This window comes from Bradyrhizobium sp. T-1 (assembly GCF_053592855.1).
This window is the reverse complement of the sequence record NZ_CM132115.1, coordinates 1,536,130-1,561,291: the sequence shown is the minus strand read 5'-3', so window position 1 is coordinate 1,561,291 and position 25,162 is coordinate 1,536,130. Positions and strand designations below refer to the sequence as shown.

Annotated in this window: 23 protein-coding genes; 2 read left to right on the top strand and 21 right to left on the bottom strand. The window is 57.0% G+C overall.

Going from position 1 to position 25,162, the window contains the following annotated elements:
• Window positions 1-200: 200 nt before the first annotated feature.
• The 13 genes from ACWAT4_RS07530 to ACWAT4_RS07470 all read right to left on the bottom strand — a co-directional run bounded on the left by ACWAT4_RS07530 (window position 201) and on the right by ACWAT4_RS07470 (window position 14,716).
• On the bottom strand, window positions 201-974 hold the full coding sequence (locus tag ACWAT4_RS07530; protein ID WP_449730199.1) for an enoyl-CoA hydratase/isomerase family protein: 774 nt from the start codon (window positions 972-974) through the stop codon (window positions 201-203).
• A 76-nt stretch (window positions 975-1,050) separates the two neighbouring features.
• On the bottom strand, window positions 1,051-1,935 hold the full coding sequence (locus tag ACWAT4_RS07525) for a polysaccharide deacetylase family protein (RefSeq protein WP_449730198.1): 885 nt from the start codon (window positions 1,933-1,935) through the stop codon (window positions 1,051-1,053).
• A 43-nt stretch (window positions 1,936-1,978) separates the two neighbouring features.
• Complete coding sequence (locus ACWAT4_RS07520) at window positions 1,979-2,929, bottom strand: PDR/VanB family oxidoreductase (protein ID WP_449730197.1); 951 nt, start codon at window positions 2,927-2,929, stop codon at window positions 1,979-1,981.
• A 39-nt stretch (window positions 2,930-2,968) separates the two neighbouring features.
• Window positions 2,969-4,150 carry an amidohydrolase family protein gene (locus tag ACWAT4_RS07515; RefSeq protein ID WP_449730196.1) on the bottom strand — a complete coding sequence of 394 codons (1,182 nt, stop codon included), beginning with the start codon at window positions 4,148-4,150 and terminating at the stop codon, window positions 2,969-2,971.
• A gap of 38 nt (window positions 4,151-4,188) precedes the next feature.
• Window positions 4,189-4,545 carry a Rieske (2Fe-2S) protein gene (locus ACWAT4_RS07510; protein ID WP_449730195.1) on the bottom strand — a complete coding sequence of 119 codons (357 nt, stop codon included), beginning with the start codon at window positions 4,543-4,545 and terminating at the stop codon, window positions 4,189-4,191.
• 495 nt (window positions 4,546-5,040) lie between these two features.
• On the bottom strand, window positions 5,041-6,648 hold the full coding sequence (locus tag ACWAT4_RS07505) for a class I adenylate-forming enzyme family protein (RefSeq protein WP_449730194.1): 1,608 nt from the start codon (window positions 6,646-6,648) through the stop codon (window positions 5,041-5,043).
• 302 nt (window positions 6,649-6,950) lie between these two features.
• Window positions 6,951-7,802 (bottom strand): substrate-binding periplasmic protein, encoded by an 852-nt coding sequence (locus tag ACWAT4_RS07500; protein WP_449730193.1) that lies wholly within the window; start codon window positions 7,800-7,802, stop codon window positions 6,951-6,953.
• Window positions 7,803-7,844: 42 nt separating this feature from the next.
• Complete coding sequence (locus tag ACWAT4_RS07495) at window positions 7,845-8,495, bottom strand: amino acid ABC transporter permease (RefSeq protein WP_449730192.1); 651 nt, start codon at window positions 8,493-8,495, stop codon at window positions 7,845-7,847.
• Window positions 8,492-9,145: an amino acid ABC transporter permease gene (locus ACWAT4_RS07490; RefSeq protein ID WP_449730191.1), complete on the bottom strand. Its 654-nt coding sequence runs from the start codon at window positions 9,143-9,145 to the stop codon at window positions 8,492-8,494. Before ACWAT4_RS07490 ends, ACWAT4_RS07495 begins: the two co-directional genes overlap by 4 nt.
• The gene (locus ACWAT4_RS07485) at window positions 9,142-9,900 is read right to left on the bottom strand and encodes an amino acid ABC transporter ATP-binding protein (protein WP_449731178.1); all 759 of its coding nucleotides are present in this window, start codon (window positions 9,898-9,900) and stop codon (window positions 9,142-9,144) included. The genes ACWAT4_RS07490 and ACWAT4_RS07485 overlap by 4 nt, the downstream gene beginning before the upstream one ends.
• 186 nt (window positions 9,901-10,086) lie before the next feature.
• The gene (locus ACWAT4_RS07480; RefSeq protein ID WP_449730190.1) at window positions 10,087-11,532 is read right to left on the bottom strand and encodes an amidase; all 1,446 of its coding nucleotides are present in this window, start codon (window positions 11,530-11,532) and stop codon (window positions 10,087-10,089) included.
• Window positions 11,533-11,841: 309 nt separating this feature from the next.
• Window positions 11,842-13,221 carry an aspartate aminotransferase family protein gene (locus tag ACWAT4_RS07475; RefSeq protein WP_449730189.1) on the bottom strand — a complete coding sequence of 460 codons (1,380 nt, stop codon included), beginning with the start codon at window positions 13,219-13,221 and terminating at the stop codon, window positions 11,842-11,844.
• A gap of 34 nt (window positions 13,222-13,255) precedes the next feature.
• Complete coding sequence (locus ACWAT4_RS07470) at window positions 13,256-14,716, bottom strand: NAD-dependent succinate-semialdehyde dehydrogenase (protein ID WP_449731177.1); 1,461 nt, start codon at window positions 14,714-14,716, stop codon at window positions 13,256-13,258.
• 157 nt (window positions 14,717-14,873) lie between these two features.
• On the opposite strand from ACWAT4_RS07470, the gene ACWAT4_RS07465 reads away from it, so the two are divergent.
• Window positions 14,874-15,533: a FadR/GntR family transcriptional regulator gene (locus ACWAT4_RS07465; RefSeq protein WP_449730188.1), complete on the top strand. Its 660-nt coding sequence runs from the start codon at window positions 14,874-14,876 to the stop codon at window positions 15,531-15,533.
• A 239-nt stretch (window positions 15,534-15,772) separates the two neighbouring features.
• Here the strand turns inward: ACWAT4_RS07465 and ACWAT4_RS07460 are convergent, their stop codons facing one another.
• The 3 genes from ACWAT4_RS07460 to ACWAT4_RS07450 all read right to left on the bottom strand — a co-directional run bounded on the left by ACWAT4_RS07460 (window position 15,773) and on the right by ACWAT4_RS07450 (window position 18,573).
• On the bottom strand, window positions 15,773-16,498 hold the full coding sequence (locus ACWAT4_RS07460) for a GntR family transcriptional regulator (protein WP_449730187.1): 726 nt from the start codon (window positions 16,496-16,498) through the stop codon (window positions 15,773-15,775).
• A gap of 686 nt (window positions 16,499-17,184) precedes the next feature.
• Window positions 17,185-17,571 (bottom strand): hypothetical protein, encoded by a 387-nt coding sequence (locus tag ACWAT4_RS07455; RefSeq protein WP_449730186.1) that lies wholly within the window; start codon window positions 17,569-17,571, stop codon window positions 17,185-17,187.
• A gap of 210 nt (window positions 17,572-17,781) precedes the next feature.
• A complete protein-coding gene (locus ACWAT4_RS07450; RefSeq protein ID WP_449730185.1) occupies window positions 17,782-18,573 on the bottom strand; it encodes a porin in 792 nt (263 codons plus the stop codon).
• Window positions 18,574-18,631: 58 nt separating this feature from the next.
• On the opposite strand from ACWAT4_RS07450, the gene ACWAT4_RS07445 reads away from it, so the two are divergent.
• Window positions 18,632-18,865 carry a hypothetical protein gene (locus tag ACWAT4_RS07445; RefSeq protein WP_449730184.1) on the top strand — a complete coding sequence of 78 codons (234 nt, stop codon included), beginning with the start codon at window positions 18,632-18,634 and terminating at the stop codon, window positions 18,863-18,865.
• A 47-nt stretch (window positions 18,866-18,912) separates the two neighbouring features.
• Here ACWAT4_RS07445 and ACWAT4_RS07440 read toward each other — a convergent pair whose 3' ends face one another.
• The 5 genes from ACWAT4_RS07440 to ACWAT4_RS07420 form a co-directional block, all read right to left on the bottom strand.
• Window positions 18,913-19,893, bottom strand: coding sequence for an alpha/beta fold hydrolase (locus ACWAT4_RS07440; RefSeq protein WP_449730183.1), 981 nt, complete (start codon window positions 19,891-19,893; stop codon window positions 18,913-18,915).
• A 159-nt stretch (window positions 19,894-20,052) separates the two neighbouring features.
• The gene (locus ACWAT4_RS07435) at window positions 20,053-21,255 is read right to left on the bottom strand and encodes an ABC transporter substrate-binding protein (RefSeq protein ID WP_449731176.1); all 1,203 of its coding nucleotides are present in this window, start codon (window positions 21,253-21,255) and stop codon (window positions 20,053-20,055) included.
• Window positions 21,256-21,371: 116 nt separating this feature from the next.
• The gene (locus ACWAT4_RS07430) at window positions 21,372-22,967 is read right to left on the bottom strand and encodes an acyl-CoA synthetase (protein ID WP_449730182.1); all 1,596 of its coding nucleotides are present in this window, start codon (window positions 22,965-22,967) and stop codon (window positions 21,372-21,374) included.
• Entirely contained in the window at window positions 22,964-24,124 is a 1,161-nt protein-coding gene (locus tag ACWAT4_RS07425) for an acetyl-CoA acetyltransferase (protein WP_449730181.1), read from the bottom strand. Before ACWAT4_RS07425 ends, ACWAT4_RS07430 begins: the two co-directional genes overlap by 4 nt.
• 36 nt (window positions 24,125-24,160) lie before the next feature.
• Window positions 24,161-25,147, bottom strand: a complete 987-nt coding sequence (locus tag ACWAT4_RS07420) for a TRAP transporter substrate-binding protein (RefSeq protein WP_449730180.1) — start codon at window positions 25,145-25,147, stop codon at window positions 24,161-24,163.
• Window positions 25,148-25,162 lie beyond the last annotated feature (15 nt).

The window sequence follows — 25,162 nt, the reverse complement described above, 5'->3', positions numbered from 1 at the left end:
CCTGTTTGCGCTTCTGCCTGATGCCCCGGCTTAGGGGGTCAATATTGCAGGATATGATGTAAGGGGCAACCGCGCACAGTAGGGCTAGCGTCCTCCCGATCGAAAAGCCAAGCACGAGGGCGACCTCTCACGATCGCCTCAGGACGAGAGGGCGAGTTCAGGCCAATCGATGAAAATCGCACTCGTGACCTACGCCCCAATTACTGTTCTTGAGCTCGCGACGGCCAAATTGGCTTCCTTTTTTGAACGAATGCTGAGAGCCCTTCGGCGGCATCCGGTCCAGCATTTGCGCTGAACTGGATACTCCGATCAAAGGGAGCAAGATCGCTATTGATAGACTTCTTGTAAAGTGCTCGCGATGCGGGAGACATCTCCTGAATTTGGCTGACAATCTTTCGGGTAGCCCCTTCCAGCTCGTCGTGCGGCACTACGTGAGTAACCAGGCCGGCTCTCAATGCGTCGCCGGCGTCCAGAATCTCGCCGGAGAACATCATCCATTTTGCTCGTGCGACGCCTACCATCCGCGCAAGCCTCAGCGGAACAAAGGGATCTGCAAGACCTACCCTCCCTTCAGGGACCGCGAAATTGGAGCGATCCGAAACAACGCTCACGTCACAGCTCAGAAGCATGCAAAGACCGCCGGCGTGACATGGTCCATTCACCATCGCGACGACGGTCTTGGCCGAACTCTCCATCAATTGGAACAGACGTATGGAAGCGTCCGCAAACTTATGCACGATTTCGATTGCCGCCGCGGGGCCCTTTTCTATTTCCGCCAAGATCTCCTTTAGATCACCTCCGGTACAGAAAGCGCGCCCAGTAGCTCCGATTACGATCACATCGATGGCCGGGTCGGCAGAGGCTTGGAGAACGGCATCCCCTAACTCCAGGTAGTCTCGGAGCGCGAGACAGTTGAGTTTCTCAGGCCGAGATAGCATCATCCAAGCGACGCCGTCTTTCTGCTCGACGCGCATTTCTCAAATTCCTTTCACGACGGAGAACAAACAATGTGCCAAAGCACCCCGCTAAGAGAGCCATCGTACGATTCAATCAGATCGTGGCAGTATCCCACAACTTTCCATGCATAGGCACTTGGTCTTCGTGCCAAGTTTCGCAAATCTCGCTGATGGGAGCGAACCAAACACCTGAATGACTCGCCATGTAAGCGATGAGCCGCTCAAGCATCATGATCTGTGGCGCTCGTCCAATACATTGGGGATGAACTGTCAAGGCCATCACTCCTCCGGGGACTTCTTGAAGTGCGTAGTCGAAATGATCCTTCCATCTTTGATAGACGATCTCTGTTGATGCCAAGCCGACGGCGACGCGCGGGACATATTCGAAAGCGGGAAAGTCGTCCAAGAGCCAAGACACTGGGATTTCAAGAATTCGGCTTGGAGGTCCGAAACTGCTTCCTCCGTAGTCGCGCAGAGTGACGGGCCGCGGGTGGTAGGGCTCGAAATCCCGCCCCATCAGGGATGAATCCCAATCGAAACCATTGTCCTCCAGTATTCGAAGGGTATTTGGACTGAAGTCCCAGGACGGGGAACGATACCCGCGGGGCCTCTTACCGACAAGCTTCTCATGCAGTGCGATCTGGCGTTCCATGAGCGCGCGTTCGACAGGCTCCTCCATGCTACCTATCTTCTCGTGCAGGCAGCCGTGGGCACCGATCTCATGCTCTTGCTTTAGGATCGCTTCGAAGGCGCTTGGGAATGTCTCCATTGTATGGGTGGGAGTGAACCAAGTCGTTCGAATTCCGTATTTAGCGAACAGCTTCAAAAGACGCGGTGCACCGACCTCTGCGCAAAAATCTCCCCTGGAGAGATATCCCGGCGAACTGACTCCGAAAGCTGCCGGCCAAACCGAGTGGCCATCGAAATCCACGCCTATGCTAACCGCTAATCGATAGCCCGTTGGCAATGCTAACGTCATTTGACGTCCCTTCTTTGTTGACTCTCATCGCACAGGATTGGGGTTATGCATCCAGCTCGATTTCATCACCCCTTGCTCGCGAAACGCAGATCATCATGTAGTTACCAGCCTCGCGCTCGGACGGCGACAGAACCGAATCCCGATGATCGACCGCTCCCGAAAGCACGCGTGTTTCGCAGGTCCCGCACGTCCCCTCCTTGCAAGACGAGGGAGGCCGCAATCCTTCGCGGACCATGGCGCCCAGGATAGTCTCATCGACACCGACGCAAATCGATTTTGCTGAGGCCCGCAGATGGACAGTGAATGGCCTGCTGACCGTGCGGGGATCAGGAACTATCGGGCTGAACCTCTCGACATGCAGGGTGTCTTTGGGCCATGCCGCGGAACGATCGACAAGGGCATTGAGCAAGCCTTCTGGCCCGCAAGCATAAACCAGGCAGCCTGAGGGGATATGTGGGGTGATGGTAGCAAGGTCCAGGACGCCCAGATCATCCTGCGGGATGATGTGTACCCTGTCGCTGAACGCCGCCAGCTCGGGAAGATAGGCCATCGAAGCGCGGCTGCGACCGCCATAATACAGCGTCCAGCTGACGCCCCATCGCTCGGTTTGCTCAATCATGGGGATGATAGGCGTGATACCAATGCCACCGGCGATAAAAATGTACGAGGAGGCCACATCGAGCGGAAAGTGGTTTCGCGGGCCCTTGCAATGAAGGATGCCGCCTACCTTTACGTTGTCGTGCAAATATGCAGACCCGCCCCGGCCATGCGATTCCCGCAGCACCGCGATGCGCCACGTCTCCCGATTGTCGAGACCTCCGCACAAAGAGTATTGGCGCTCAAGTCCGGGCTGCAGCTGAAGTGAGATATGGGCACCCGGCCCCCAGGCCGGCAATGGCGCACCGCCTACCGGAGCGAGCACGAACTCGGTCACCTGGTCAGCCCTGACCTGCCTGTCGACGACACGCAGGTCAAAGTAGTTTATGTCGCTCATGGATGTTTCGCTCACCGACGTGGCCAAGCCTTGTCTCGGCTAGATGTTCCGGGAGACACCCTCGCGCGGCGTACTGCCGTTGCGCTTCAAGTTGAAGAACTTGTAGGGTGTTTCGACGAACATCTTGTTGCGAAGCCGCTCTGGCAGCTTGGTGTAGGCAGCGATCGGATCATCCGCGTCCCAATGCGGGTAGTCACTGCTGAACATCAGCAGTTCGTCCGCGTTGATCAATTCAAGCATCTTCTCGAGATGCGAACCGCGTCGGGGTTCGTAGAGCGGCTGACTCGTGAGACGCACGCGCGCGGTAACATACTCGCTCGGCAGTCGCGTGACCCACGGGATCTCCGAACGAACACCCTTCCACTTCTGGTCCATTCGCCAGAGTATTTCGATCAACCAAGCGTAACCAGTCTCCTGAAATAGTACATTCATGTTCGGGAACCTATCGAACACGCCCTCCGCAACAAGACTGACGAGGTTCGTCTGGCTCGCCTGTCCGAACAACGTATGATACTCGAAGTAGTACGACGGGGCGCCGACGGCGAACATGTTGCCGTTCGCGCCTGCTCCTTCGCTACCGGGGTGGTTGGCGATCGGCAGTCCGTATTCGTTGGCGGCCGCATAGATCGGGTAGAAGTGCCTCTTGCCAAGCGAGATGCCTTCGATCGAAGGGATGAAAACTTGGACCATTCGGGGGTCCTTGCCCCATTTATGGACCTCCTTGGCGGCTCCCTCCGGATCGCGCGGACTGACGACTATCGAGCCGAGCCAGCGCGGGTCCGAAGCTAACCACTCTTGCGCCTGCCACTCGTTGATAGCGCCGGCAATCGCCGTAGCCATGTCAGGGTTCGCGAAGCCTCCAAGCTGAAGCGCCGGTCCGGGAGTGATCAGAGCGCCCCCAAGATCGTTGACGTCTAGAAAGTCACGATTCATGACCTCGGGGACAGAACCCGGGACTCCACCGCCAGGCGGCATCGTCTCAGGCCGCATAGTGCCGTGGGGATTTGTGTAAGGCTGCACCGGAATCGTGATCTGGTTGCCATTCACCCGCGCCCCCCAGTCGGTCATGATGTCGAGCCCAAGGCGGTTAACCCACGCACTAGACAAATAGGGCTTGAGGCTACGCAGGCCGTCGGCAACGTTGGGATGGACATCGGAATCGATGGCCCAACTGGTGATCAACGGCTCCGTGGATTGAGAGGGGCTGACACGCAAGTTCATCGCTCGTCTCCTGCCGAAAGAGGCTGGTTTCTGTTTCGCTAGTCCGGGATTTCGATAAAAATCTTGCCGTCTCGTTGTTCGACTGCAAACTTCTCAAGCCTTGTGCGCGGATCGGCGAGACAGGCCCCGTCGCGCAGGTCGAATTCCCAGTGGTGCCAAGGACAGATGAACACACCGTCCTCATAACCCAATTCCAGACGGTGAGGACAGGAGGCCACGGTTGTCCTGCTCACGGATCCGAACAAAAGTTTTGCTCCTGCATGGGGGCAGCGGTTGCGGATGGCCACCAAGCGACCGTTGAAGCGGACGACGCCGATATCTCCTTTTTCGTGAGGAACGATCTTATGCCTCCCCTCAAGAATTTCGTGTTCGGCACATACCTGCAGCAATGCCATAAGCGCGTGTCCTCTTGGCTAAGTCCCCGGCGCTTGCTCGGGCGATGGAACTTTCAACGACGTCACTACAATACAACTGTAGGACATTTTTTCAGTTTAGCAAGGGAAGTTCATCGATCTCGCGCACGAAACAGAACGTTCGGCGACCATAGACAACTAGGAGACGACAACTGGTACCTGCGTCCTGCGTCTACTCAAAGAGAAGCGGCTTATCGCTAATTTGAGAATCAAATCACAGCTGATTAAGAGCATAGTGAAACTCGCCTGTCCCGGGAGCCACAGGAAATGCCAACTCTTACTCTCCCTCGGCACAGCACCTTGATCTGCCTACGGGCGCACGACCACGAGAACGTAGACATCGCAAACCGGAAGGACCTCGGCCGAGGCGCTTCATCTGAGACGTCCAGACGCTACGTTGCTTTGTGGCACGTCGGCCAGAAAGCGGAACTGAAGTGCTATGCGCTATAACAACTTAGCGCTTGGCTATTACGAGGATCAAGCGACCGGCGTTTGCACTTCGGTCTCGGCGGCGAACATCTGTTCCAGTTTTGGCCGCTCGATCTTGCCCGTAACATTGCGTGGAAAATCATCGATTCCAATGAACCGATAGTGCTTGGGTATCTTCCACTTCACGATCTGTGTGGCACAGAAGTTGTCTAACTCGTCCTGGGAGATGTCTCTTCCATCGTGCGTGGCAATATAGGCTGCGGGTACTTCACTCCATTTCTCGTCCGGCACCTTGATAACCTGCACCTCCGAGATTTTCGGATGTTTCAGCAGGACATGCTCAATCTCTGCAGGGTAGATGCTCTCCCCCCCTGACTTGATCATATATTTGCTGCGGCCGACATGGTCGAACGTTCCATCCTTGTGCATCACGCAGACATCGCCCGAGTGGTACCAGCCGTTGCGCATTGCCTCTTCTGTCGCTTTAGGATTATTCCAGTAGCCGCTGAATAACGTGGGGGTACGGTACAAAATCTCCCCGGGCACACCTATCGGACAATCCACATCGTTCGCATCGACGATGCGCACGCGGGAAAAGGTCGTTTGCACTTTGCGGAAATGGACCTCCTCTCCGGAGAGGTCAATGGTGCCATAAGAACTCGGCACGGTGCCGACTTCCGTCGTGCCGTAAGTGTTGAAGTAACCGGCACCCGTAACCTCAGTAATTTTTCTTAGCGAATGGATCGGCGACAGATCTGCCATACAGCCGACATAGCCAATACCTTTTACAGGCTTGCCAGTTGCCCGAATGGCATCGGCGACTTCATCCAGCACGCCGGGAACGAGGAAGAGCCAGCCGATCCGCTCGCGCGTGCAGAAGTCGGCGATTGCCGCAGCATCAAAGCGCGGCGTCATAAATACCTTTCCGCCGCGCGCATGGGTGATCAGCACATAGTCCGAGCAGGACATGTGGAAGAGCGGATGCCAGGCGACATAATTATCATGCCGCGTCAGCGGCATTTCGGCCGCCATGATGCTGGCGCGCGCCATGATGGCGCGGTGAGACAGTGCCGCTCCCTTCGGCGCTCCGGTCGTGCCACTCGTGTACACGATGACCAAAATCTGTTCCGGATCAACGTCGATGTGTGGGTCATTCTTTCTGGACTGGCGCAGACTGGCGCTGAGATGCGGCTTTCCGCCATCAAACTCGTTCTTGTCCCACACAATGATCTGCGGCGTCTGCAGGTGTTCGGGATAATGAGGCATTGCGTCGCGCAACAAGGGCTCGAGCGATGCCGAAACGAAAACAAAGCGCGGCGCAACGACTGAAATCGAGATGGCCACCTCGCGCGGGGCAAGCCGAAAATTGCACCCGGCAACGGCGACACCAGTCTTTGAGGCACCATAGATCAGGCCAAGATAATCCAGCGTATTCTCGGAAAGGACAACGACGGCCTCTCCTGCGGCGACGCCCAGGTCGACCAGCGACCAAGCACATTGGTTCGCGATCTCGTTCAATTCCCGGTATGTGAAATTGTGGCCGAGATACTCGAGTGCTAACCAGTCTGGCGTCACCATCACACGAGTTTCAAGCACATCACCCAAGGTGACAGCTGAGGCGTGGCTCAAATTCTTCTTAACTTCGTCGCTAAACACCGGGCTTCCCTCTTCGTACTGTCTAAGCAGTTGTTGTTTCCCTAGGCACGCAGGCCTCGGATGCCTCTACATCTCAGCTTGAAAGCCGCCTTGAATCTCGGCATTGAAATCTAATACGCCGATCTCGCCCTTCGGGGCCGGCTTATACTTTTGTTCGCCAATTCGGCCGTCACGCATACTTGCCACGGCGACATCCCCATCAAGTCCTTCCCGACCCACACTTGCTGGGGACCCGCCCCATCCTCGACGGCTGCGGCAAACATTTTCGTGAGCGCCATCCTGTCTAATTGCAGGGCAGGAGATTACTCCGCCTTGACTTTCGAAGCGTCTTTGGAAGGGATCAGAAGATCCGCCGGCAGATTGACCTTCTGCAAAAACGACAAGAGTGTGCCATCCGCGCGCCAGTTTTCAATGTCCGCATCGAGTGCTTCGGTCAGGGCGTTATTGGCTTTGGTGTGAATGATTTGCGTGTGATTTGGCGTGTTGAATGCGGCAATGCCTTCATGCGGTCCGGGCACAACGACCTTGAGTCCCCTACCTGGAGCGAGGGAAATCCGATACTGGGCGTTAATCTCTCCAAACAAGCTGACAGGCAACCGCCCAGTCTGCAGATCGGCAAAGGCTATATCTGCAGAGTCATAGAGACGAAGATTTGCCTTGCCCCAGGCCTGGACGTCACTGTTCCAGACGAACCCTGTAACCGTTCCCAAGACTTTCCCGCCATAGTCGTCTAGATTGGCGCTCGGATCTTTTCCCACGAAAACAGCACGGTTATAGTACATTTTATTGGTCAGCCCGACGACCTTGCCTCGCTCCGGCGTACCGGTGAAGCCTGGGCCGCCTACGTCAGCCAATCCGTTCCGCACCGATTCAACGATACCGCCAATAGGGAGAATCATTACTTCTACCTTGAGGCAATTCGCCTTGGCGAACTTCTCAAAGAACAGACCATCGAGCCCCCCCATAACACCATTCTTATAGGTGAAGATCGGCGGGAAGTCGGGCTCCGCGATGGTAAGGACACCCGGTTTGATCGTTGGAAATTTGTGGTCAGGCGTGCAATCGGACTGTGCGGATGCCGCTCCGGCAACCAAGGCGGTCAATGCGAGGGCAGCCGCGCCGATCCCCCGCCCATTTCTTGGAAGCATTTTCATTTCCCTCTCTACATTTCTGGTATTCAGCATCTCAAATGTTACTCAGTGACCTAGCTTGCTATCGCGCTCAGACAGCTGGTTGACATATCGAGCCGCCGGGATGCAGAGGACGGCATAGAGAACGCCGGCAAGCGTGAGCGCCTCAAGGAAACGGAAATTGTCAGAAGCCACCGAGTAGGACTTGTTCATCAATTCGGGGACGGCGATTGCGTAAGCAAGCGAAGTCGCCTGGAAGAAGCTGATGACATAGCCAAGAATGGGTGGAGTGACGATCCGTACCGTCTGCGGTAGAACAACTTTCCAGAATGCCGCTCCCCGTGACAATCCGATAGCTGCCGCTGCTTCAATCTGTCCGTTCGGGACCGCTAGCAGTCCTGAACGAAATACGTCAGCTACGAATCCAGCCATGCTGATGCCCAAGCCTAGGCAGGCAGAAGGCACCGAGTCGAGCACCACGTTAAACTGCGGAAGGCCAAAATAGACTATATAGAGCATGACCAGCGCGGGGATTCCGCGACAGATTTCGACAGCGATCAGCGCAATGACTCGTATCATCGGGCTTTGGTTGATCAAACCGATGGCAAGAAGTAGGCCAAGGGGGATCCCGATCAGCACAACACCGACGATCACCTGCAGACTAACGATCAGTCCCGGCAACATTGCGCTGAGGAAAACAACAAGCGTACCCATCATGCCACGCCTAGTCTGCGGCTCATCCATGGAGCCGCAAATCGACCAATGACACCGACTGGCACGCTTACCAGCATGTAGACCGCGCCTGCTGCGACGAAGACGTCAAATGGATTTGGTGCCGAGTGGCTGAGCGCGAGCGCTCGTTCGGTAATGTCACTGACGCCAATCACCGAAACCACCGCGGAATTCTTGAGGACCGCGATAAAGTAGCTGATGGCCATGGGCAGGATAATCACCGCCACCTGTGGACATATGACCCTCGTGAATGCTGAAAATCTCGACAGACCAAGCGCCTTGCAAGCTTCGATCTGTCCAGATGCGAGGCCATTCCAACCGGAGCGGTAGATCTCTGAGATATAAGCCGAGCAAATCAGCCCCAGACCAAGGACTGCTGCCGAAAAACTCGAGAACCGCAGTCCGAGCTGAGGAAGACCGTAAAAAATGATGAAGAGCCAGGTGATCGGTGGGATTGCGCGGACAACGGAGACATAAGCAGCTGCGGCACGGCTCAGAGCTACATTTCCTGACAACCGAGCGAACACGATGACCAACCCCAACAGCGCACCGACAGCAAAGCAGATAATCGCCAGGGTGATTGTCGTAGAAACTCCGAGCGCGATGATCGGAATGTACTTGAGAACCTCAGTCATCGGTCGAACACCATCTTCAGGAACTTTTGTGTCCGAGCCTGCGTAGGTGCGCGCAACACCTGTTGCGGCGAACCGGTTTCGATTATTTCTCCGTCGGCCATGAAAACGATACGGTCAGCGACGCTTTCTGCAAACCGCATCTCATGCGTGACGACGATCATGGTCATTCCGCTGCCGGCCAACTCACGCATAACGGCCAGAACTTCATAACCGAGCTCCGGGTCAAGCGCCGAGGTGGGTTCGTCGAACAACATCAGTTCAGGATCCAGAGCGAGCGCGCGCGCGATTGCGATCCGCTGCTGCTGACCGCCAGAACAGCGCGCAGGCTTCGTATTCGCCCTCGCCTCAAGGCCGACTCTCTTGAGAAGATCCATGCTACGCTCACGCGATTCAGTGCGGGAGCGGCCGAGCGCCGACACCTGTGCCAAATCTATATTCTCGACGGCGGTGAGGTGCGGGAAGAGGTTGAACGACTGAAAACACATGCCGACCTTGCGACGCAAGCGCATCAACTCAGCGTTGGACGCTCTGCCCTTGTCGTTGCCAATCCTCTCTCCGTCGACATAAAGCGACCCGGACGTTGGTGGCTGAAGATAGTTGAAGCAACGCAGGAGCGTGCTCTTGCCGGACCCGCTCGGACCAATAATCGCAACAACTTCGCCCTTGCGGACCGAAAGATTCGCCGACTTGACTGCCTCGAATGTACCGAACGCCACCGTTACATGGCGGGCTTCAGCCAAAACAACCTCAGACATGGTCTGCAATCGATTTTCATCGGCTCGCTTCTCTGATTCCGCCAATTTCACTGCGCTTTTCAATTCGACCTCTGTTCCTTGGTCTCTCTGGCCATCGCGTTGGTCGGAGCTGGTCACAAAGCAAGTCGATCACATATATCTACATGAACGCAAGCCTAATGTTGTATTGTAGCACACTTCAAGTATTCACGCCAGCCTGACGAACGAATGATCTCTTTCGATCTGGGCACAGAGACGAAGAACATCTGCATCCGCGCCGAACCGGCCAATGATCTGAACGCCAATTGGCAGGTTTGCTTGGGTCCGATAGAGTGGGACATTGGCGGCGGGCTGTCCGGATGCATTGAACACTGCGAGGAAGGTGGTGTAGCGTGCGGCCTTGCGTCTGAAGGACCGGAAATCGTCATTCATCGACAAGGCACCAAGCGGAAGAGGCGGCAGGCTCAACGTCGGAGAGAGGATGAAGTCGTAATCCTGCATATAGGCGTCCACGATGCGCCCAATCCGATGAAACGCATTGATAGAGGCAACATATTGTATCGACGACATGTTCTGCCCGATCATGCATGCGTCGAGGATTGCCGGCTCAAGTAGATCCTTCCAATTCAGGCGGGGGCTAGTCTTCAGGAAATCGCCAATTGACAATGCTGCATTCGTGCAAAGCACATTGATCAGCGCCTCAATGAAGCCGTCATAGTCGATCTGCGGCAATGGCGCCTGCACGACTTCGTGCCCGAGGTTTGTCAAGACGTCGGAGGCTTGAGAGATCGCAGCCAGGCATTCCGGCGCGATCTCGACGCCTCCCCAGGCCTCGGTCCAGCGCGCGATCCGCAGCGGCCGCTCGAATGGAACGCCCAACTCTGCGAGATAGGATTTCGGCTTGGACGGCGCAGCATAGGGAGAGCCGGGCTCCATACCGGCGATGCCGTCCATTGCCGCCGCGCTATCCCGAACACTGCGGCTGATTACACCATGAACGGCTAGGCCTCCCCAGCCCTCTCCCCTCGCCGGCCCATGCGGCACCAATCCGCGTGAAGACTTGAACCCGAAAACACCGCAACAGGCGGCAGGGATACGGATCGAACCTCCACCATCACTACCATGGGCTATCGGTACCACTCCTGTGGCAACAGCGACCGCCGCTCCGCCACTAGAGCCCCCGGCTGACCTACCCGGGTCCCAGGGGTTGCGCGTTGGACCTCCGTTTTGAAGCGCCTCGGTCGTCGGCGACATGCACATCTCCGGCGCGGACGTCCGACCGAAACTCAGAAGCCCATCAGCGCGAAACCGAGCAGCGAGGGTTGAATCAGTGGTTGAGACAGACCCCGCGAAAAGGCGAGAACCGATGCTGCCTTCGTGGCCCTGCGCTGCTATGCCCGAGTCCTTGATGACGAAGGGAAGCGCGCCAAAAGTCCCCTTCAGCTCAGCCTTGTCCGCTTCCTTCAATGCCGCCTCATGCCGAGGAAAGCAGAAGGCATTCAATCGCGCGTTGACTACATTTGCCGCTGCGATTGCGTGTTCCATAAGTTCACGCGGGCTAACCTTCCGGGCATACAGCAGGCGAGCAAGACCCAGACCGTCATTTGCCGCGTACTCACTGTCATTCAGTATCATATCCTGCACCTCACTCATGCGGGAGACCGCTCCCGCCAAGCCATCATTCATCCCGAGATACCCCCGGATATGCTCACACCCTTCTTGCGTGCGGGCCTCGCCACCGCAGCCCCGCGTTAGCAGGATGAGCCTCGTCGTCGTCGATGATGCCGTGCGCAGCATGTCGGTGGCAGCGTCTGCCCTTCCCAGTGGTCAAGCATGAGCGGGCCAAAACCGGTCGTGGCAATCGGGTTGGCCTGCTGTCTTCCGGCTGGTGCCGATCTGTGGAGAGGCTCGAACATCGACCGCACGCCGCTTTCCGCTCTCAGTGTCCCTCGCAGCTCGTGATCAGTCCGGCATACCAGCGGCAATCCAGTTCGCAGTGTCCGCCAGAGTCTGTTCGAAAGCATCGGCCAATTCCGTCACCTGAGCTTGGGTGATGATCAGCGGCGGACAGATGGCAATGCTGTCCCCGATTGCGCGCACGATGAGACCGTGGCGATGCGCCTGCTGGAAGAACCACATACCCACCTTACCCGGCTTATCGAATGGCGCCCTGGTGCTTTTGTCGGAGACCAGTTCCACAGCTGCGATCAGGCCAGCCCCCCGAACCTCTCCTACCAGTGGATGATCGGCCAGCTGGCCAAGACGCTGATGCAGAACCTTGCCCATTCTGTTCGCATTGGTTATCAACCCGCGCTCCTCGATAATCGCGAGGTTCTCAAGCGCCACGGCAGTCGCCACCGGATGACCGGAAGCAGTATAGCCATGCCCGAAAGTGCCGATCTTGCCGCTGTTGGCGGCCACGATGTCGTAGATCGCGTCTGAGATCATGACCGCGGCCAGAGGCTGATAGGATGAGGTGATCTGCTTCGACAGCGTCATGATGTCAGGCTGGATGCAATAAAAGTCGGCTCCGAACGCCACACCAAGCCGGCCAAAGCCAGTAATCACCTCATCTGCAACGATGAGAATGTCGTGACGTCGGCAGATCTCTTGAATTTTCTGCCAGTAGCCGTTGGGTGGGGTGATGACCCCCCCAGCTGACATTAGCGGCTCACCGATGAAGGCTGCAATGGTGTCGGCCCCCTCTTCGGCAATAACCGCCTCGAGTTCGGCCGCAAGCCGATCAACAAACCCGGCTTCGGTCTCTCCAGGCAATCCGAAGCGATAGAAATGCGGGCAAGTCAAATGACGCACCGGAATTGCTGGTGCGTCGAAGTCGCGATGATTGTTTGGAAGGCCAGTGAGGCTCGCCGCCGCTACGGTCACGCCGTGATAGCCAAGCTTGCGCGCCAGAAATTTCTTTTTTTGAGGCCGCCCCAAGGCGTTGTTGTAGTACCAGACAAGCTTGACGACGGTATCATTTCCTTCCGAACCGGAGTTGGTGAAGAAAACATGGTTAAGCCCTTCCGGCGTCATAGCAGCCAATTTTTCGGCTAGCTCAATCGACGGCATATGCGACTTGTGGGAGAAGATATGATAGTAGGGCAGCCGTTCGAGCTGGCGCGCAGCAGCTTGGACCAGACGTCGTTCGCCGAAGCCCACGGCCACGCTCCAAAGCCCCGCGAGCCCCTCGATATATCGATTGCCCATGTTGTCGTAGACGTAGATTCCCTCCCCTCGTTCAATGACGATCGGGCCACTCTCAGCATGTTTGATTGCATTGGTGTATGGATGCAACTGATGTGCAATGTCGCGCGCAGCGGCGGAGTTCGAGATAATCATGATTGCTTCCGATCTTGCGGATCCGTGGTGGCGATCACCAGTGGACAGAGACGTATCGAGGCTCGAGGAACTCCATCATTCCATGATGGCTACCCTCTCTCCCGAGCCCGCTTTGCTTCACGCCGCCGAAAGGCGCCGCAGCGTCGGACACGACACCGCGATTGATCCCTGTCATGCCGCTTTCGATCCGCTCAGCAACGCGTAGAGCGCGAGCCAGATCCCGTGTGAAAATATAGGCTACCAGGCCATACTCCGTGTTGTTGGCCATGATGATGGCCTGCTCCTCATTGTCGAACGGAACTACCGGAGCGACGGGACCGAAAATCTCTTCGCACAGTATCGGAGCGTCACAGGGGACATCAGCGATCACCGTCGCCGGATAGTAATAGCCAGCGCCTTTGATCGGCCTGCCACCGGTGACGATCCGGGCGCCACGGCCTACCGCATCATCCACCAGACGGCTGACCCTACCGACGGCGGAGTGTGTAATGAGGGGGCCCAGCTGCGTAGTTTCGTCCAATCCCGGCCCCACACGCAGCTTACCCATCTCCTCGCCGAGACGCCGCACGAACGCATCGTAAATGCCGCGCTGAACATAGAAGCGGTTCGCGGCGGTGCAGGCCTCGCCGCCATTGCGCATCTTGGCGATCAACGCGCCGACGATTGCTTCCTCCAAGTCCGCATCGTCGAAGACGATGAACGGAGCGTTTCCACCAAGTTCCATAGAGCAGCTAACGACTTGATCGGCCGCTTCGCGCAGCAGGATTCGCCCTACATTGGTAGATCCCGTGAAGGATAGCTTACGAACGCGCGGATCGTGCAACAGGGCGCTCACGATGGGACCAGCCGAACGCGTAGGCAAAATGTTGACCACCCCCGCTGGGACGCCCGCTTCGATCATGATCTCACCTATCGCGAGTGCCGTTAGCGGCGTTTCGGCCGCAGGTTTCAAAATGCAGGTACACCCGGCCGCCAAGGCGGGTGCGATCTTCCTCGTCGCCATCGCTGCGGGGAAGTTCCAAGGTGTCACCAGCACTGCAATGCCGATGGGCTGGTGCTGAACGAGGATCTTCACCCCCTTTCCGGCGGGAGCGTGCCCCACTTCGCCTAAGCCCCGGACCGCCTCCTCGGCGTACCAACGAAAGAATTCGGCGGCATATGCAATCTCGCCGCGCGCGTCGCTCAGCGATTTGCCGTTCTCGAGGGTTACCACTCGCGCAAGCCATTCGGCGCGCTCGCAGATGAGGTGGAAGGACCTCATGAGAAAATCCGCGCGCTGGCGAGGCGCGGTTGTAGCCCACGCCGTAGCAGCGATTTCCGCAGCGTCTATCGCTCGTATTGCGTCCTGGACAGTCGCGTCAGCAACTTCGGTCAGCTCTTCACCGCAGGACGGATCAATGATGGGAAACGTGTCGCCACTCGCCGCGAGCAACCATTGGCCCCCGATCAGGAGCGAGGTCGGGATAGAGGCCACGATATCGACCCGGCTAGCCATCTTGGGCGGGTTTCGTGCTGCGTCCATCATCATCCTTTTCTCGCCACCGAATAATGGCAAAACCATTCCTTCGGAATCACCATTATTGGTCTTGAACCAATCGTCAATATGGACCAAATTGGTTGCGTCATTTCTATTGCTCAGAAGGCGCCCCAAAGTGAGCGTAGCTCTCAAGGATTTTATCCAAGCGGAGAATCTCAAACCCGGCGATAGGTTACCTCCGGAGAGAGATCTCGCACCGAAGCTGGGTCTACCTCGCACCGCTTTGAGGCGCATGCTCGCCAAACTCGAGTCCGAGGGACAGGTAGTCCGTCACGTCGGGAGGGGAACGTTTATCGCTGGAGCTTCCGTTTTTCACACGACATCAGCTAAGGCCTCATCAGGGCGCGAGGCTCTTCGCACTTATCCGGCCGAAGTTTTTGAAGCGCGTTTGATCATCGAGCCGCCAATTGCAGCGCTCGCAGCTCAGAGAGCCTCACCACATGAAATCGACGAGATGGCTCGATGTATAGAAAAGAGCCGAGCGGTCGAAACACAGGCGGAATTTGAGCGTCTCGATGCCATTTTCCATCGAACAATCGTTAAGGCTGCGCGCAATGAGCTGCTAATTGCCCTGTACGAGCGTATTGATGAATTGCGAGCGGGAAAGCTCTGGGGTCGCATGAAAGAACAGTCGTTAACTCTGGATCGCATGATTATCTACAGGAAGAGTCACGAGGGCATTCTTGCATCGATTCTAGACAGGAGTGCTAGTGACGCAGAATACCTCATGCGACAGCATATTCTTCAGGCTAAGACCAATATCTTAGGGGAATGAAAGAAGGCTCGAACTCCTTGGCGTACCTTCCTCTCTTTTTTGCCGGCGGCCGCCGTCATCCCACCGCGGGTCGTGAATGGTTTTGTCGCCGAGGCTCAGATCCTGATTGCCGACGCCGAGGTTAGCTGGAATGGACGAAGTACAGCTGCTCCCGGAGATGTTGCACTGTCTCAGAACTCGAACGGCCGGCCCACCGAACGACAACCGGCGCGGACGCTCTCGGCGAGACCGCCCAGTCTTCATCGGTCAAGCATGTCAATTTGAGATCCTTTCCTACCGAGGTTTCTAAAAATGAGGTCTCTCACACGGCTATAGTTCTTGCTGATGTGCTGCTCGACTTCTTCTCGCGCCAATTTCGAGCTTCCCGTTTCGATGGCGTTCATAATCGGATAGTGTTCGTCTACCACCTTGGCCGATCGCAAGAATTCCTTGTTCTGTTCGCATAAGTACACTAGGTAGAAACGCAGCTCGCGCGCCAATTGATCAAAGAACTGATCAATTCGGGGGCTTTCGAGCATCGACACTATGGCGGCATGGAACGCCAAATCATCACGCACAATCACATTCACGACTCGAGACTTTGTGGACTCGATCAATTGGTCGTATGCGCGCCGGACGTGTTGGATCTTCTCCTTGGAGCGCCGCTGCCCGACCGCACCCGTTTCGAGAACGAGGCGTGCGCTGTAGAGGCTTTTCAAGCTCTCTGGCGTTGGCGAAATCGCAACAACGCCGCGATTAACCTCCACGCGCACCAAGCCTGCAATTTCAAGCAACCGAATCGCCTCGCGAATGGTGTTGCGGGCGACGCCGAGTTCCGAGGCCATGGCACTCTCGCGAAGACGCTGACCTGGTGTAACTTTACCTGAAAGAATGAGGTCTGAAAGGCCATCCGCAACCTGCTGCGCGGCCGTGGTCTTGCGAACCACGATATCGCGAAGCCCAGATTCTCCGACAAAATCTCGCATTGTCGTCATCGATCGTATTGCAACCCATTCCAGCTTAGACGTTCGCTGCCCAAAAGCCCAATCACCAGGACAGCCGGCGCGATGACGACCATTATTATAATCAAATGTATTACAGTTGTCGAGGAGGGAGCGGCGTCGATCACGCGGCCGGGGCATGGTTCAACGAGCGCGTCAGGGAGCCTTCGTTCAGGAGCGAGAAGTACGACACCGTCTATAGCCTCCTGCATCTTGCGGATGCTGCACCAAAGTCCTGGAGTGAAGGGAAACCGCTCGAGGTCACGTACGAACGTTTCGGCCGCCGCGGGTGAGATCGAGCGTCGCTTCGTTGTTCGGACCTTACCGCCAGCCGAGTGGGCCTCGATGTCGTGGGACGAGAGCACCTTTTCGAAAAACTCCCAGCCAGGCCGGCGCGAGAGGCCTCTCAGCGGCTATTTGTCGGCACGGCGGGTCGTCGGTCGCCAGATCGATAAGACCCTGAATCCATTCCGCTAGAAGTTGTAGCCGGCCCGAACCGGTTGCCGCCCTGGGCTCAGGGCGGTTCATGCTACAACGATTGACCCTAGACGAATCTCTCTCGTCCGGAGGTGCAGGCCACCGCTCGCGCTTGTTTCTGGTCGAACTAGCCGTTGAACAATGCGAAGATGTCCTTCGCGATCGCTTGCCCCTGCTTGATGCCGTCGTCGGCGTCATACTGCCAATGGATGCCGAGCCAGATGCGGCTCTGCCCGTTTGACGACCTCCGCCTCAGCGAGATTCTTGAACTTGCGTTCGAATTTCGGTCCCGGCGGCAGGTGCGGATCGGCCAAGACGAACGGCATCACCTCGTCCAATGTCCTCCGAGCGCCACCGGAAGCTGGCTGGGATCGATGTCCCAGTCCCGCTTCCCGATAGGCCCTTTGAACAAATCCGTGAAGCGCGCTTGTGGACAGCGATTGCATGCCGGGCTGCGCCTTCGATCCGTCACCGAACTTCCCAGTAGCTGGATCGTATTTGCGGGTCGAGAGAATGACTTTGGCGGCTGCGGATCCGATCTTGGCGCCGAGCTGGACGGCAGGCGCCGGATCGTCGATCACCAGTTCCGGTTTGTTGAATACGACCTTGGTGTAGGCGATCTTGTTCTTAATGAGAATCGCGAGAGTATCGTAACCGGCAGAAGCGAGCGCGGCGCAGACGCTAGGCCTTTGGAGGCTCACGGTAGAAGCTAGCTGGGTCGCTTTAGTTGTGGTTGCGGCCCCACCAGTTGCGCTGAGCGTGGAGCAGCAAGGCGAGGCTGTCCTGATCCTTCACCTCGTACACGGCAGCGGCTTTGCACCAGGGGCAAAACCCGGGCTCAGGACTGCGCCGGAGTACTTCTGATCGAGGCGGGTCCAGTTGAAGTCACCCGAGAAGGTCAAGTTCTTCACAGGAGTCCAACGGGTGATGATGCCCGCTTGAGTGATGTTGAAGTCCGGGTTGCAGGTCGAACCGGCGACCAGGAGAGAGCACCCATGGCCGCGGAACCGCAGATGAACACCTTGCTGGTGTCGTTGAAGCGAACGCCAGCATACGCACCGTAGATGCCCGTGTTCCAGTAGGGATCCCAGTTGTGGGTGTAACCACCGCGGAAGCCCCAGGTCGTGATGCTCTGCTGCGAGCCACCGGTGATGAAGACGGTGTCCGGAGCGTTGGCAAAGCCGATGAGCGCCGGCGAGGCCAGCACCGCTGTACATGCTGAGCGAATTCGGAGCGACAACCTGAATGTCGTACCGGGTCGCACCGTCGGTGTAGACGCCATGCAAGTTGATCGTGTCACCCGCGCCAGTCGGGATGTTCTTGATCGACAGGGCCAGCTGAGCAGCCCAGCCCCACTTGTCGTCCGGACGGCCGGTCAACTCGGTGGCGCCGTAGTAGCCAACGTGGTTGTCATGCGCCGCGAACGATGCCTGGAAGAGGCCCCAAGCCTGGTCGACGCGGAGCGAAGCGAGGAGGTCCGGAGAGCGCGTGCCACCGAGGGTGTTCGAGCCGTACGAACCGCCGACGATGCCAGGGGGCCCGCCCGTAATTCGTTGCGGCGAGCTTGCGCGAACTGTGGACATCGATATGGGCCGCAATGAGATAAGCGCCTCACTAGTGGGTGGCGGCATCGAGACAATCATGGCTAGTCAATTCACACAGTTCCGGGCCGTCTACTCGCTCTACTTTCGGGAGGCGAGGAATGTCGGCCCGCAGCACAGTCTGCTCATCGAAGTCAGTGACATCCATCATATCTGGGCCGCGGTGCTGCTTGCGGCGCGGCACCCGCGCGCAACACTGTCGATCAATCCTCGGATTGGGCAGCATGACGTTCCAGTCGGGCAGGCCCATTTCTCCCGGCCGGAGCACGTGTAAACCTACGTAACGAATTGTCGCCACTCGCACCGATAGAGCCCATTGATTTAAAGCTCTGAGAGGAAGTCCTTCAGTTGCTGGGCAACGAAGGCGTACTCCGCTGTCTTGTCGCTCTCGGGCCAACAGGCAATGTGCCCTAGATAGCTCGGTATCTCTATGTACTTGTTGTTTTTGATGCCTTGGGAAAGCTCCCGTGCCAGATACGTCGGTAGTGTGCGATCTGTCATGCTCGGCATAATCAGCGCCCTCGCCTTCACCTGCGCAAGCGCCTTCATTAAATCGCCTCCGAACGGCTTGGAGGCATCGAAATTTCGAGAGGCACTGTAGCGATAGAGAAGGCCGTTAGCGTCCCATTCTCTCGCCCAGAATTCGCCGAACGCTCGAAGAGCCTGGTCCCATGCATCATCACCGATCGTGTTTATGTGCTCATCGCTATAGAGCCAAGGGAAGTAGACCATGCCAGCAAGGACGATTCCGTCCACTGGATTCTCGGTGTACTTCCCATTCTTATAGTTGGGGTCGAGCTTGATAGCGGCTTGGAACGCATCCACAATGGCATGAAAGTGCCGGTCGCTCCGTCCTGCAGGAACGATCAATATCAACCCTTTCATAGCATCCGGGTAGTTGATGCCCCACTCCAGTCCCTGGAAAGACCCCATGGACGGTCCGCCAACTGCGTGAAGTTTGGCTATCTCAAGATGCTTCGTTATGAGATCATGTTCGGCACGGACGATATCGCGAATGTTGTAACGCGGAAAGTTTGCAGCGAGGCCGTCCTTGGGTTGGCTCGATAGCCCAGCTCCAATACCATCGACGGAGATGACAAAGTACTTGTCAGTGTCGAAGGCGTTGCCGGGTCCGACAAAAAGATTGTATGCATTGCGGTCCTGACTCGTGCCGGGGGTGACAAGAATTGCGTTCGATTTCTCGGCGTTAAGCGTCCCATAGGTCGAATAGCCGAATCTCATGTTCTGAAGTTTCTCGCCGCTTTCAAATGTAAAGTCCGGAAGGATGTATACTTGGTCCAACGTTGCGGGTCGTCCATTCGACGATGCGGATATTTTCATTGCTGGCGACGTCCCACATTGATCTGCATCTGATTGCTCCTTTCTTGTGAGTTGGGACCGCCACCGTCGTTTCAGACAAATCGGCCTTCGACGACACTTTTGTCGTTTCGGATTGTCTATCTAGTCCCGGACCTCACCTGAGATGATGTCTCCGAATCTTACCCAGCTCTCGCCTTCGAACTTGACGAGCTGCTCCTGCTCGATTGGATAGAAGTCGGTAGGCGACGTGTTGATCTTAATACCCGGCAAGAGCAAACCGAGCTCAAAGTCCTTGAGGTTGGCGGCTTGCTTCATGACGTTCTCGCGTGTCAATTCGTCTCCGCATTGCTTCAGTACTTGCACGAGCGTTTGCGCAGCCATCATGCCGTAACCGACGTTGGCATCGATGCGATCTGCATCTAGATACCACTTGGAGAGAAAGGCGTCGTACTCCTTCACGCCAGCATCCTCCTTCCACGCAGGGTCGGTGACGTCTTTGCTATACGTGACCGAGATTACCCCCTGGGCTGCGTCATAACCCGCGGGCTTGATAATGCCGCCAATCGATGAGGAAACGCTGGGAAGGAAATGCAGCGGCATCCATCCGAGCTCCTTAACTTTCCGAAGGCTTTGGGCCGCGAATTTGGGCGAGGTCATGCTGACGTAGATATCAGCGCCGCTCGATTTCAAATTGACGACATGACTGCTGATAGTGGGGTCAGTCAGTTCATAGCTTACCTTTGCGACGATCATGTTGGCTTTGGCGCCGAGACCGTCCGTCAGACCCTTCAACATATCTCTGCCAAAATCGTCATTTTGATAAAGAATGGCGATCTTGCCATCAGGCTTGGTGTCGAGGATGTACTTTGCAAAGATGCGAGCCTCGGCCTGATAGTTTGGCATCCAGCCCATTGTCCATGGATAGCTCTTTGGATCGCCCCACTTGGTCGAACCACTCACGAGAAAAAGCTGGGGAACCTTCTTGGCGTTCATGTACTTATGGATCGCCGAGTTTGAGGCGCTGCCGAGCGGACTAAATAGCAGAAAGACCTCTTCGCCTTCGACGAGCTTGCGCGCTTGCTCGACGGTTTTCGGTGGGCTTGCACTGTCATCGATGCTGATGAAGTTGATCTTGCGGCCATTGACACCGCCTTCCGCATTGATTTTGTTGAAGTAGGCGGCCTCGCTCTTGCCAATCACGGCAAAGGCAGACCCCGGTCCGGAATATGGAATGGTGTTTCCGATCTTGATTTCGAAGTCGGTGACCCCGGTGTCGTATTTCTTTTGGGCGCTTGCCGGTGTCCCAGCAAGTGAAATTCCGACTATTCCCAGCAAGCTCAGCATAAGAAAACTGCGCCGTACTCCCGGCAACGCATCGTTGATCGCTTTGAAGTACGAAAACTCGGTTCTCGCAGCAAGAACACGAATAACCTGATCCGTCATCATCCTCTCCTTTCGCATTAGCGGTTATTGTTGCGTGGTACGCCGTCTCGCTCCGTGAGCATGTGCCTCAGGTCTTTTTTGCTGACCTTCCCGTATCCGGACTTTGGAATGGCTTCCCAGAACAGCATCTGCTTTGGCCAGCGGTATCGCGCGCAGCGGCCTTCCAGGTGGGCAAGCAGGTCTTCCTCGTCGACCATCTGTGCGCCTTCCTTACGGACGACGACTGCGATGCCGATTTCACCCCATTTAGGATCGGGGACGCCGACCACCGCGACCTCGGCAACGCCCGGGTGCATCAGGATGACTTCCTCGACTTCGCGCGGATAGACGTTGGAGCCGCCAGAAATGTACATGTCTGACTCGCGGCCCGTAATGTAGAGCAAGCCGCGTTCGTCTAGCCGTCCAAGATCGCCGGTATGAAACCATCCGCCGCGAAGTGCCTTGGCAGTCGCCTCCGGATTAGCGTGATAGCCAGAGAACACCGCTGGTCCGCGGCAGCAGATCTCGCCCACAGTCCCGACCGGCACCGAGTTCAGATTTTCGTCGAGGACGGCGACCTCCATGCCAGTACGCGGGCGCCCGCACGAACCAATGTTGGCATTGGGGTCGTCGTCGTTCAGCGAGTGCATATCCGGGGGCAATACGGTGATGCACCCAGTCACCTCGCCCAAGCCGAAGTATTGCACCAGCACGTTCCCCAGCTTCTGCAAGGCGAGCTGTTGGTCTGCGCGATACATCGGAGCTCCTGCGTAAACGACAAAGCGCAGAGAACTATGATCGTGCCGATCTACAGCGGGGTGCTCGACCAGCATCTTGATGATGGTTGGCACGGTGAACAGATTACTCACTCGATGCTGCTGCACGAAGCGCCAGAAGATTTCGGGATCAAGCTTTTCCCCGGGCAGAAGGACGGTCGCCGCCCCACGCGCAACGTTCAGTAGCGCATGAATACCGGCGCCATGCGAGAGCGGCGCCACGGCGATCGAGCGATCCGTCTCCTTAGTCCCGGGGATGAGATCGGAGAGATGGTTGGTGACGACGAAAGCCATCTGACCATGTGTAAGCACGCCAGCTTTCGGTTTTCCGGTCGTGCCGGAGGTGTAGAAAAACCATAATGGGTCGTCGTACTCCACAGCAGCCGGCCCAGGTCGTTGGCCTAGGAAGCGCTTCACCAGGTCTTCATAGGCATGCTCTCCCTCACGCGGGGAATTGAGACACACAATATGTTCGAGTGTACTTGAGGCCGATCGCACGGCGTCAACATGTCCGGCGAAATCGCCTTCGTAGATCATGGCCTTGGCGCCGCTAGAGGCGCCCAAGTAGGCTACCTCCGGAGGCGTGAGGCGAAAGTTTGTCGGAACCCAGACGCAGCCAAGCCGGAACGCGATCCAACAGCTTTCGAACATCTGAATGTTGTTTCGCGACTGGACGAGAATCCTGTCGCCCTTTTTAAGGCCGAGTTGACGAAGCGCCGCCACCACTGCGTCGACGCGCTGGTCGATTTGACGCCACGTCCATCGCTCTTCGTCACGGATCACACCCACATGCTGCGGATACAGCTGTGCGGTTTGCTTGAGAAGACTGCCGAGATTCATGACTTGGGCCGCGTTCATGTCGCCTCAAGCACGCTGAGATAGTTCGCAACGGCCGCGCCGCCCATATTGAACACGGCGCCCAAAGCGGCGTCGGGAATCTGCATCTCCTTCGCTTGCCCCGTCAGTTGCATCGCCATCATCACGTGCTGCGAGACGCCGGTGGCGCCGATTGGGTGCCCGCGTGACTTCAATCCACCAGACGGATTGACCGGTAACCTCCCCTGTTTGGCGGTTACACCATCGAGAATCACTCGCGCGCCTTGGCCGGGCTGGGCCAAGCCCATGGCCTCGTACTCGATCAGTTCGGCGATCGTGAAACAGTCGTGCGTTTCGACAAGATCGAGGTCTGTGAGGGCGACCCGAGCTTGAGCAAGACCTTTCGACCAGGCGAGAGCAGCGCCCTCGAACCGAGTGCAATCGCGAAGGGAGAGCGGCAGATAATCGTTGACCTGCGCGCGAGCACGCCATCGGACAGAATTCACTCCCGATGGCGGCTCCATCGCGATGACTATTGCTGCGGCGCCATCGGATACCATTGAACAGTCAGAACGCTTCAAAGGTCCTGCCACTTTCGGGTTCCTGTCGGAAACGGTTCGGCAGAAATCAAAACCGAGATTGCGACGAATGTGCGCGTACGGGTTGTCCACGCCATTGCGATGATTCTTGGCGGCGATGGCTGCGAGCGCATCGGACTGGTCGCCGTACCGGCGAAAATACTCGCTCGCAATCTCGGCAAAGATTCCGGCGAAGCCGCCGGGCTTGCCGCCCTCCTGCTTCACATAGGAGCACTTGAGCAGGATCTCGCCTATCTGTGCACTAGGAAGAGTGTTCATCTTCTCGAAGCCCACAACCAATGCTCGCTTGATCCTGCCACTCTCCAAAGCATCGAGTGCCGCCCACAAGGCCGCGGATCCTGTGGCGCAGGCATTTTCAAGACGCGTGGCCGGCGTGTGACGAAACTGGGGAAGAGCAACCGCGGCCAGGGAGGCGCTGAAGTCTTGCGCAACAAAACCGGCGTTGAATGTCCCGATAAAGATGCCGTCGATGTCCGCCGGAGCGACGCTTGCGGCTTCGAGCGCAGGGAGCGCCGCGTCCCGAATGAGCTGCTCGATGTCTACAAGATCGAGCTTTCCAAACGGGGTATGGCCCCAGCCAATGATGTGCGGTGTCGGCATTAAATGTCTTTCATTTGTCGTTCTACCAATAGGAGATCACGCAAGCTCTCCCACGGCCGCCTCGAGTTTGGCCCAGGCCTCGTCGCCAAATTTGATCTTCCACTCGGCGTAAAATCCGGCCTCTTTAAGGGCCGCACGAAATGCCCCGGGCGCAGTCAAGCCCTTGGGCGCCAAAACTTTTTCCAAGGAAGCCGCAAGCGCTTCGCTGTCGGCCCGCTGAGCGAGTGCGGCCATATCGAAGTTCCTGGTGACGGTCTCTAGCAGAGACATCGGCAGAACCTCGAAGGCTCGCTTGTTGCCGAGTAGCCAATACCCATCCCAAGCGTGGTTCGTTAGCGCGCACCATTTCTGAACTTGATACAGCCTGCTCTCCGCGATGATCTGCAGTGGATTCTCTTGCGCTTCGACGATCTTGGTGTGTAACGAGGTGTAGAGCTTGTTGAAATTGATCACCACGGGCGCCGCCTTCAATGTTCTGAACAGAGAGAAGAGCAGCGGGCTTGGCGGGACACGAATTTTTAGATCGACTAGATCTTGCGCCACGCTGATAGGGGTGCATGAAGTGATTTGTCGAAAGCCGTTGTCCCAAACCCTGTCGAACACCGTAAGATCAAGTTTCGCGATATGTGCGCGGATGTAGCGACCTAAATGACCATCCATGGCCCTCCACACTTCGGGATAATCCGAGAAGGCGAAGCCTACTCCGTTCAGCGAAGCGACCGGGGCCAGGTTGCCAAGGACCAGTCCGGGCAGACTAGCGAGTTCAACAGCGCCAGCGACAACTTGGCCGAATAGGTCGGCATCCGATCCAAGCTGCCCATCCGCGAACACGCGGATATTCAGCTCTCCGTCGGTCTCGGCGCGGATCTTGTCCGCCGCCTCCTTCAGACGGATGCAAATCGAATGCGTAGACGGAACGTTGGTCGCGACCTTGTAGTTGAAGGTTTTCGTCCGCCAATCACGGTCCGCACTGGCATGGCCAGCGTCGGCGACCTTCTCGCGGTAACGGTTCGAAACACCCACAATGCCCCCCCTAAA

What these genes read in the sequence shown, in the direction of transcription:
- ACWAT4_RS07480 (WP_449730190.1), bottom strand. Translation starts at nt 11,532, where the DNA reads ATGAGTGAGGTGCAGGATATGATACTGAATGACAGTGAGTACGCGGCA.
- ACWAT4_RS07485 (WP_449731178.1), bottom strand. Translation starts at nt 9,900, where the DNA reads ATGTCTGAGGTTGTTTTGGCTGAAGCCCGCCATGTAACGGTGGCGTTC.
- ACWAT4_RS07510 (WP_449730195.1), bottom strand. Translation starts at nt 4,545, where the DNA reads ATGGCATTGCTGCAGGTATGTGCCGAACACGAAATTCTTGAGGGGAGG.
- ACWAT4_RS07425 (WP_449730181.1), bottom strand. Translation starts at nt 24,124, where the DNA reads ATGCCGACACCGCACATCATTGGCTGGGGCCATACCCCGTTTGGAAAG.
- ACWAT4_RS07530 (WP_449730199.1), bottom strand. Translation starts at nt 974, where the DNA reads ATGCGCGTCGAGCAGAAAGACGGCGTCGCTTGGATGATGCTATCTCGG.
- ACWAT4_RS07500 (WP_449730193.1), bottom strand. Translation starts at nt 7,802, where the DNA reads ATGAAAATGCTTCCAAGAAATGGGCGGGGGATCGGCGCGGCTGCCCTC.
- ACWAT4_RS07515 (WP_449730196.1), bottom strand. Translation starts at nt 4,150, where the DNA reads ATGAACTTGCGTGTCAGCCCCTCTCAATCCACGGAGCCGTTGATCACC.
- ACWAT4_RS07450 (WP_449730185.1), bottom strand. Translation starts at nt 18,573, where the DNA reads ATGTCCACAGTTCGCGCAAGCTCGCCGCAACGAATTACGGGCGGGCCC.
- ACWAT4_RS07495 (WP_449730192.1), bottom strand. Translation starts at nt 8,495, where the DNA reads ATGATGGGTACGCTTGTTGTTTTCCTCAGCGCAATGTTGCCGGGACTG.
- ACWAT4_RS07430 (WP_449730182.1), bottom strand. Translation starts at nt 22,967, where the DNA reads ATGAACGCGGCCCAAGTCATGAATCTCGGCAGTCTTCTCAAGCAAACC.
- ACWAT4_RS07520 (WP_449730197.1), bottom strand. Translation starts at nt 2,929, where the DNA reads ATGAGCGACATAAACTACTTTGACCTGCGTGTCGTCGACAGGCAGGTC.
- ACWAT4_RS07475 (WP_449730189.1), bottom strand. Translation starts at nt 13,221, where the DNA reads ATGATTATCTCGAACTCCGCCGCTGCGCGCGACATTGCACATCAGTTG.
- ACWAT4_RS07470 (WP_449731177.1), bottom strand. Translation starts at nt 14,716, where the DNA reads ATGGCTAGCCGGGTCGATATCGTGGCCTCTATCCCGACCTCGCTCCTG.
- ACWAT4_RS07460 (WP_449730187.1), bottom strand. Translation starts at nt 16,498, where the DNA reads ATGCGAGATTTTGTCGGAGAATCTGGGCTTCGCGATATCGTGGTTCGC.
- ACWAT4_RS07525 (WP_449730198.1), bottom strand. Translation starts at nt 1,935, where the DNA reads ATGACGTTAGCATTGCCAACGGGCTATCGATTAGCGGTTAGCATAGGC.
- ACWAT4_RS07435 (WP_449731176.1), bottom strand. Translation starts at nt 21,255, where the DNA reads ATGCTGAGCTTGCTGGGAATAGTCGGAATTTCACTTGCTGGGACACCG.
- ACWAT4_RS07445 (WP_449730184.1), top strand. Translation starts at nt 18,632, where the DNA reads ATGGCTAGTCAATTCACACAGTTCCGGGCCGTCTACTCGCTCTACTTT.
- ACWAT4_RS07490 (WP_449730191.1), bottom strand. Translation starts at nt 9,145, where the DNA reads ATGACTGAGGTTCTCAAGTACATTCCGATCATCGCGCTCGGAGTTTCT.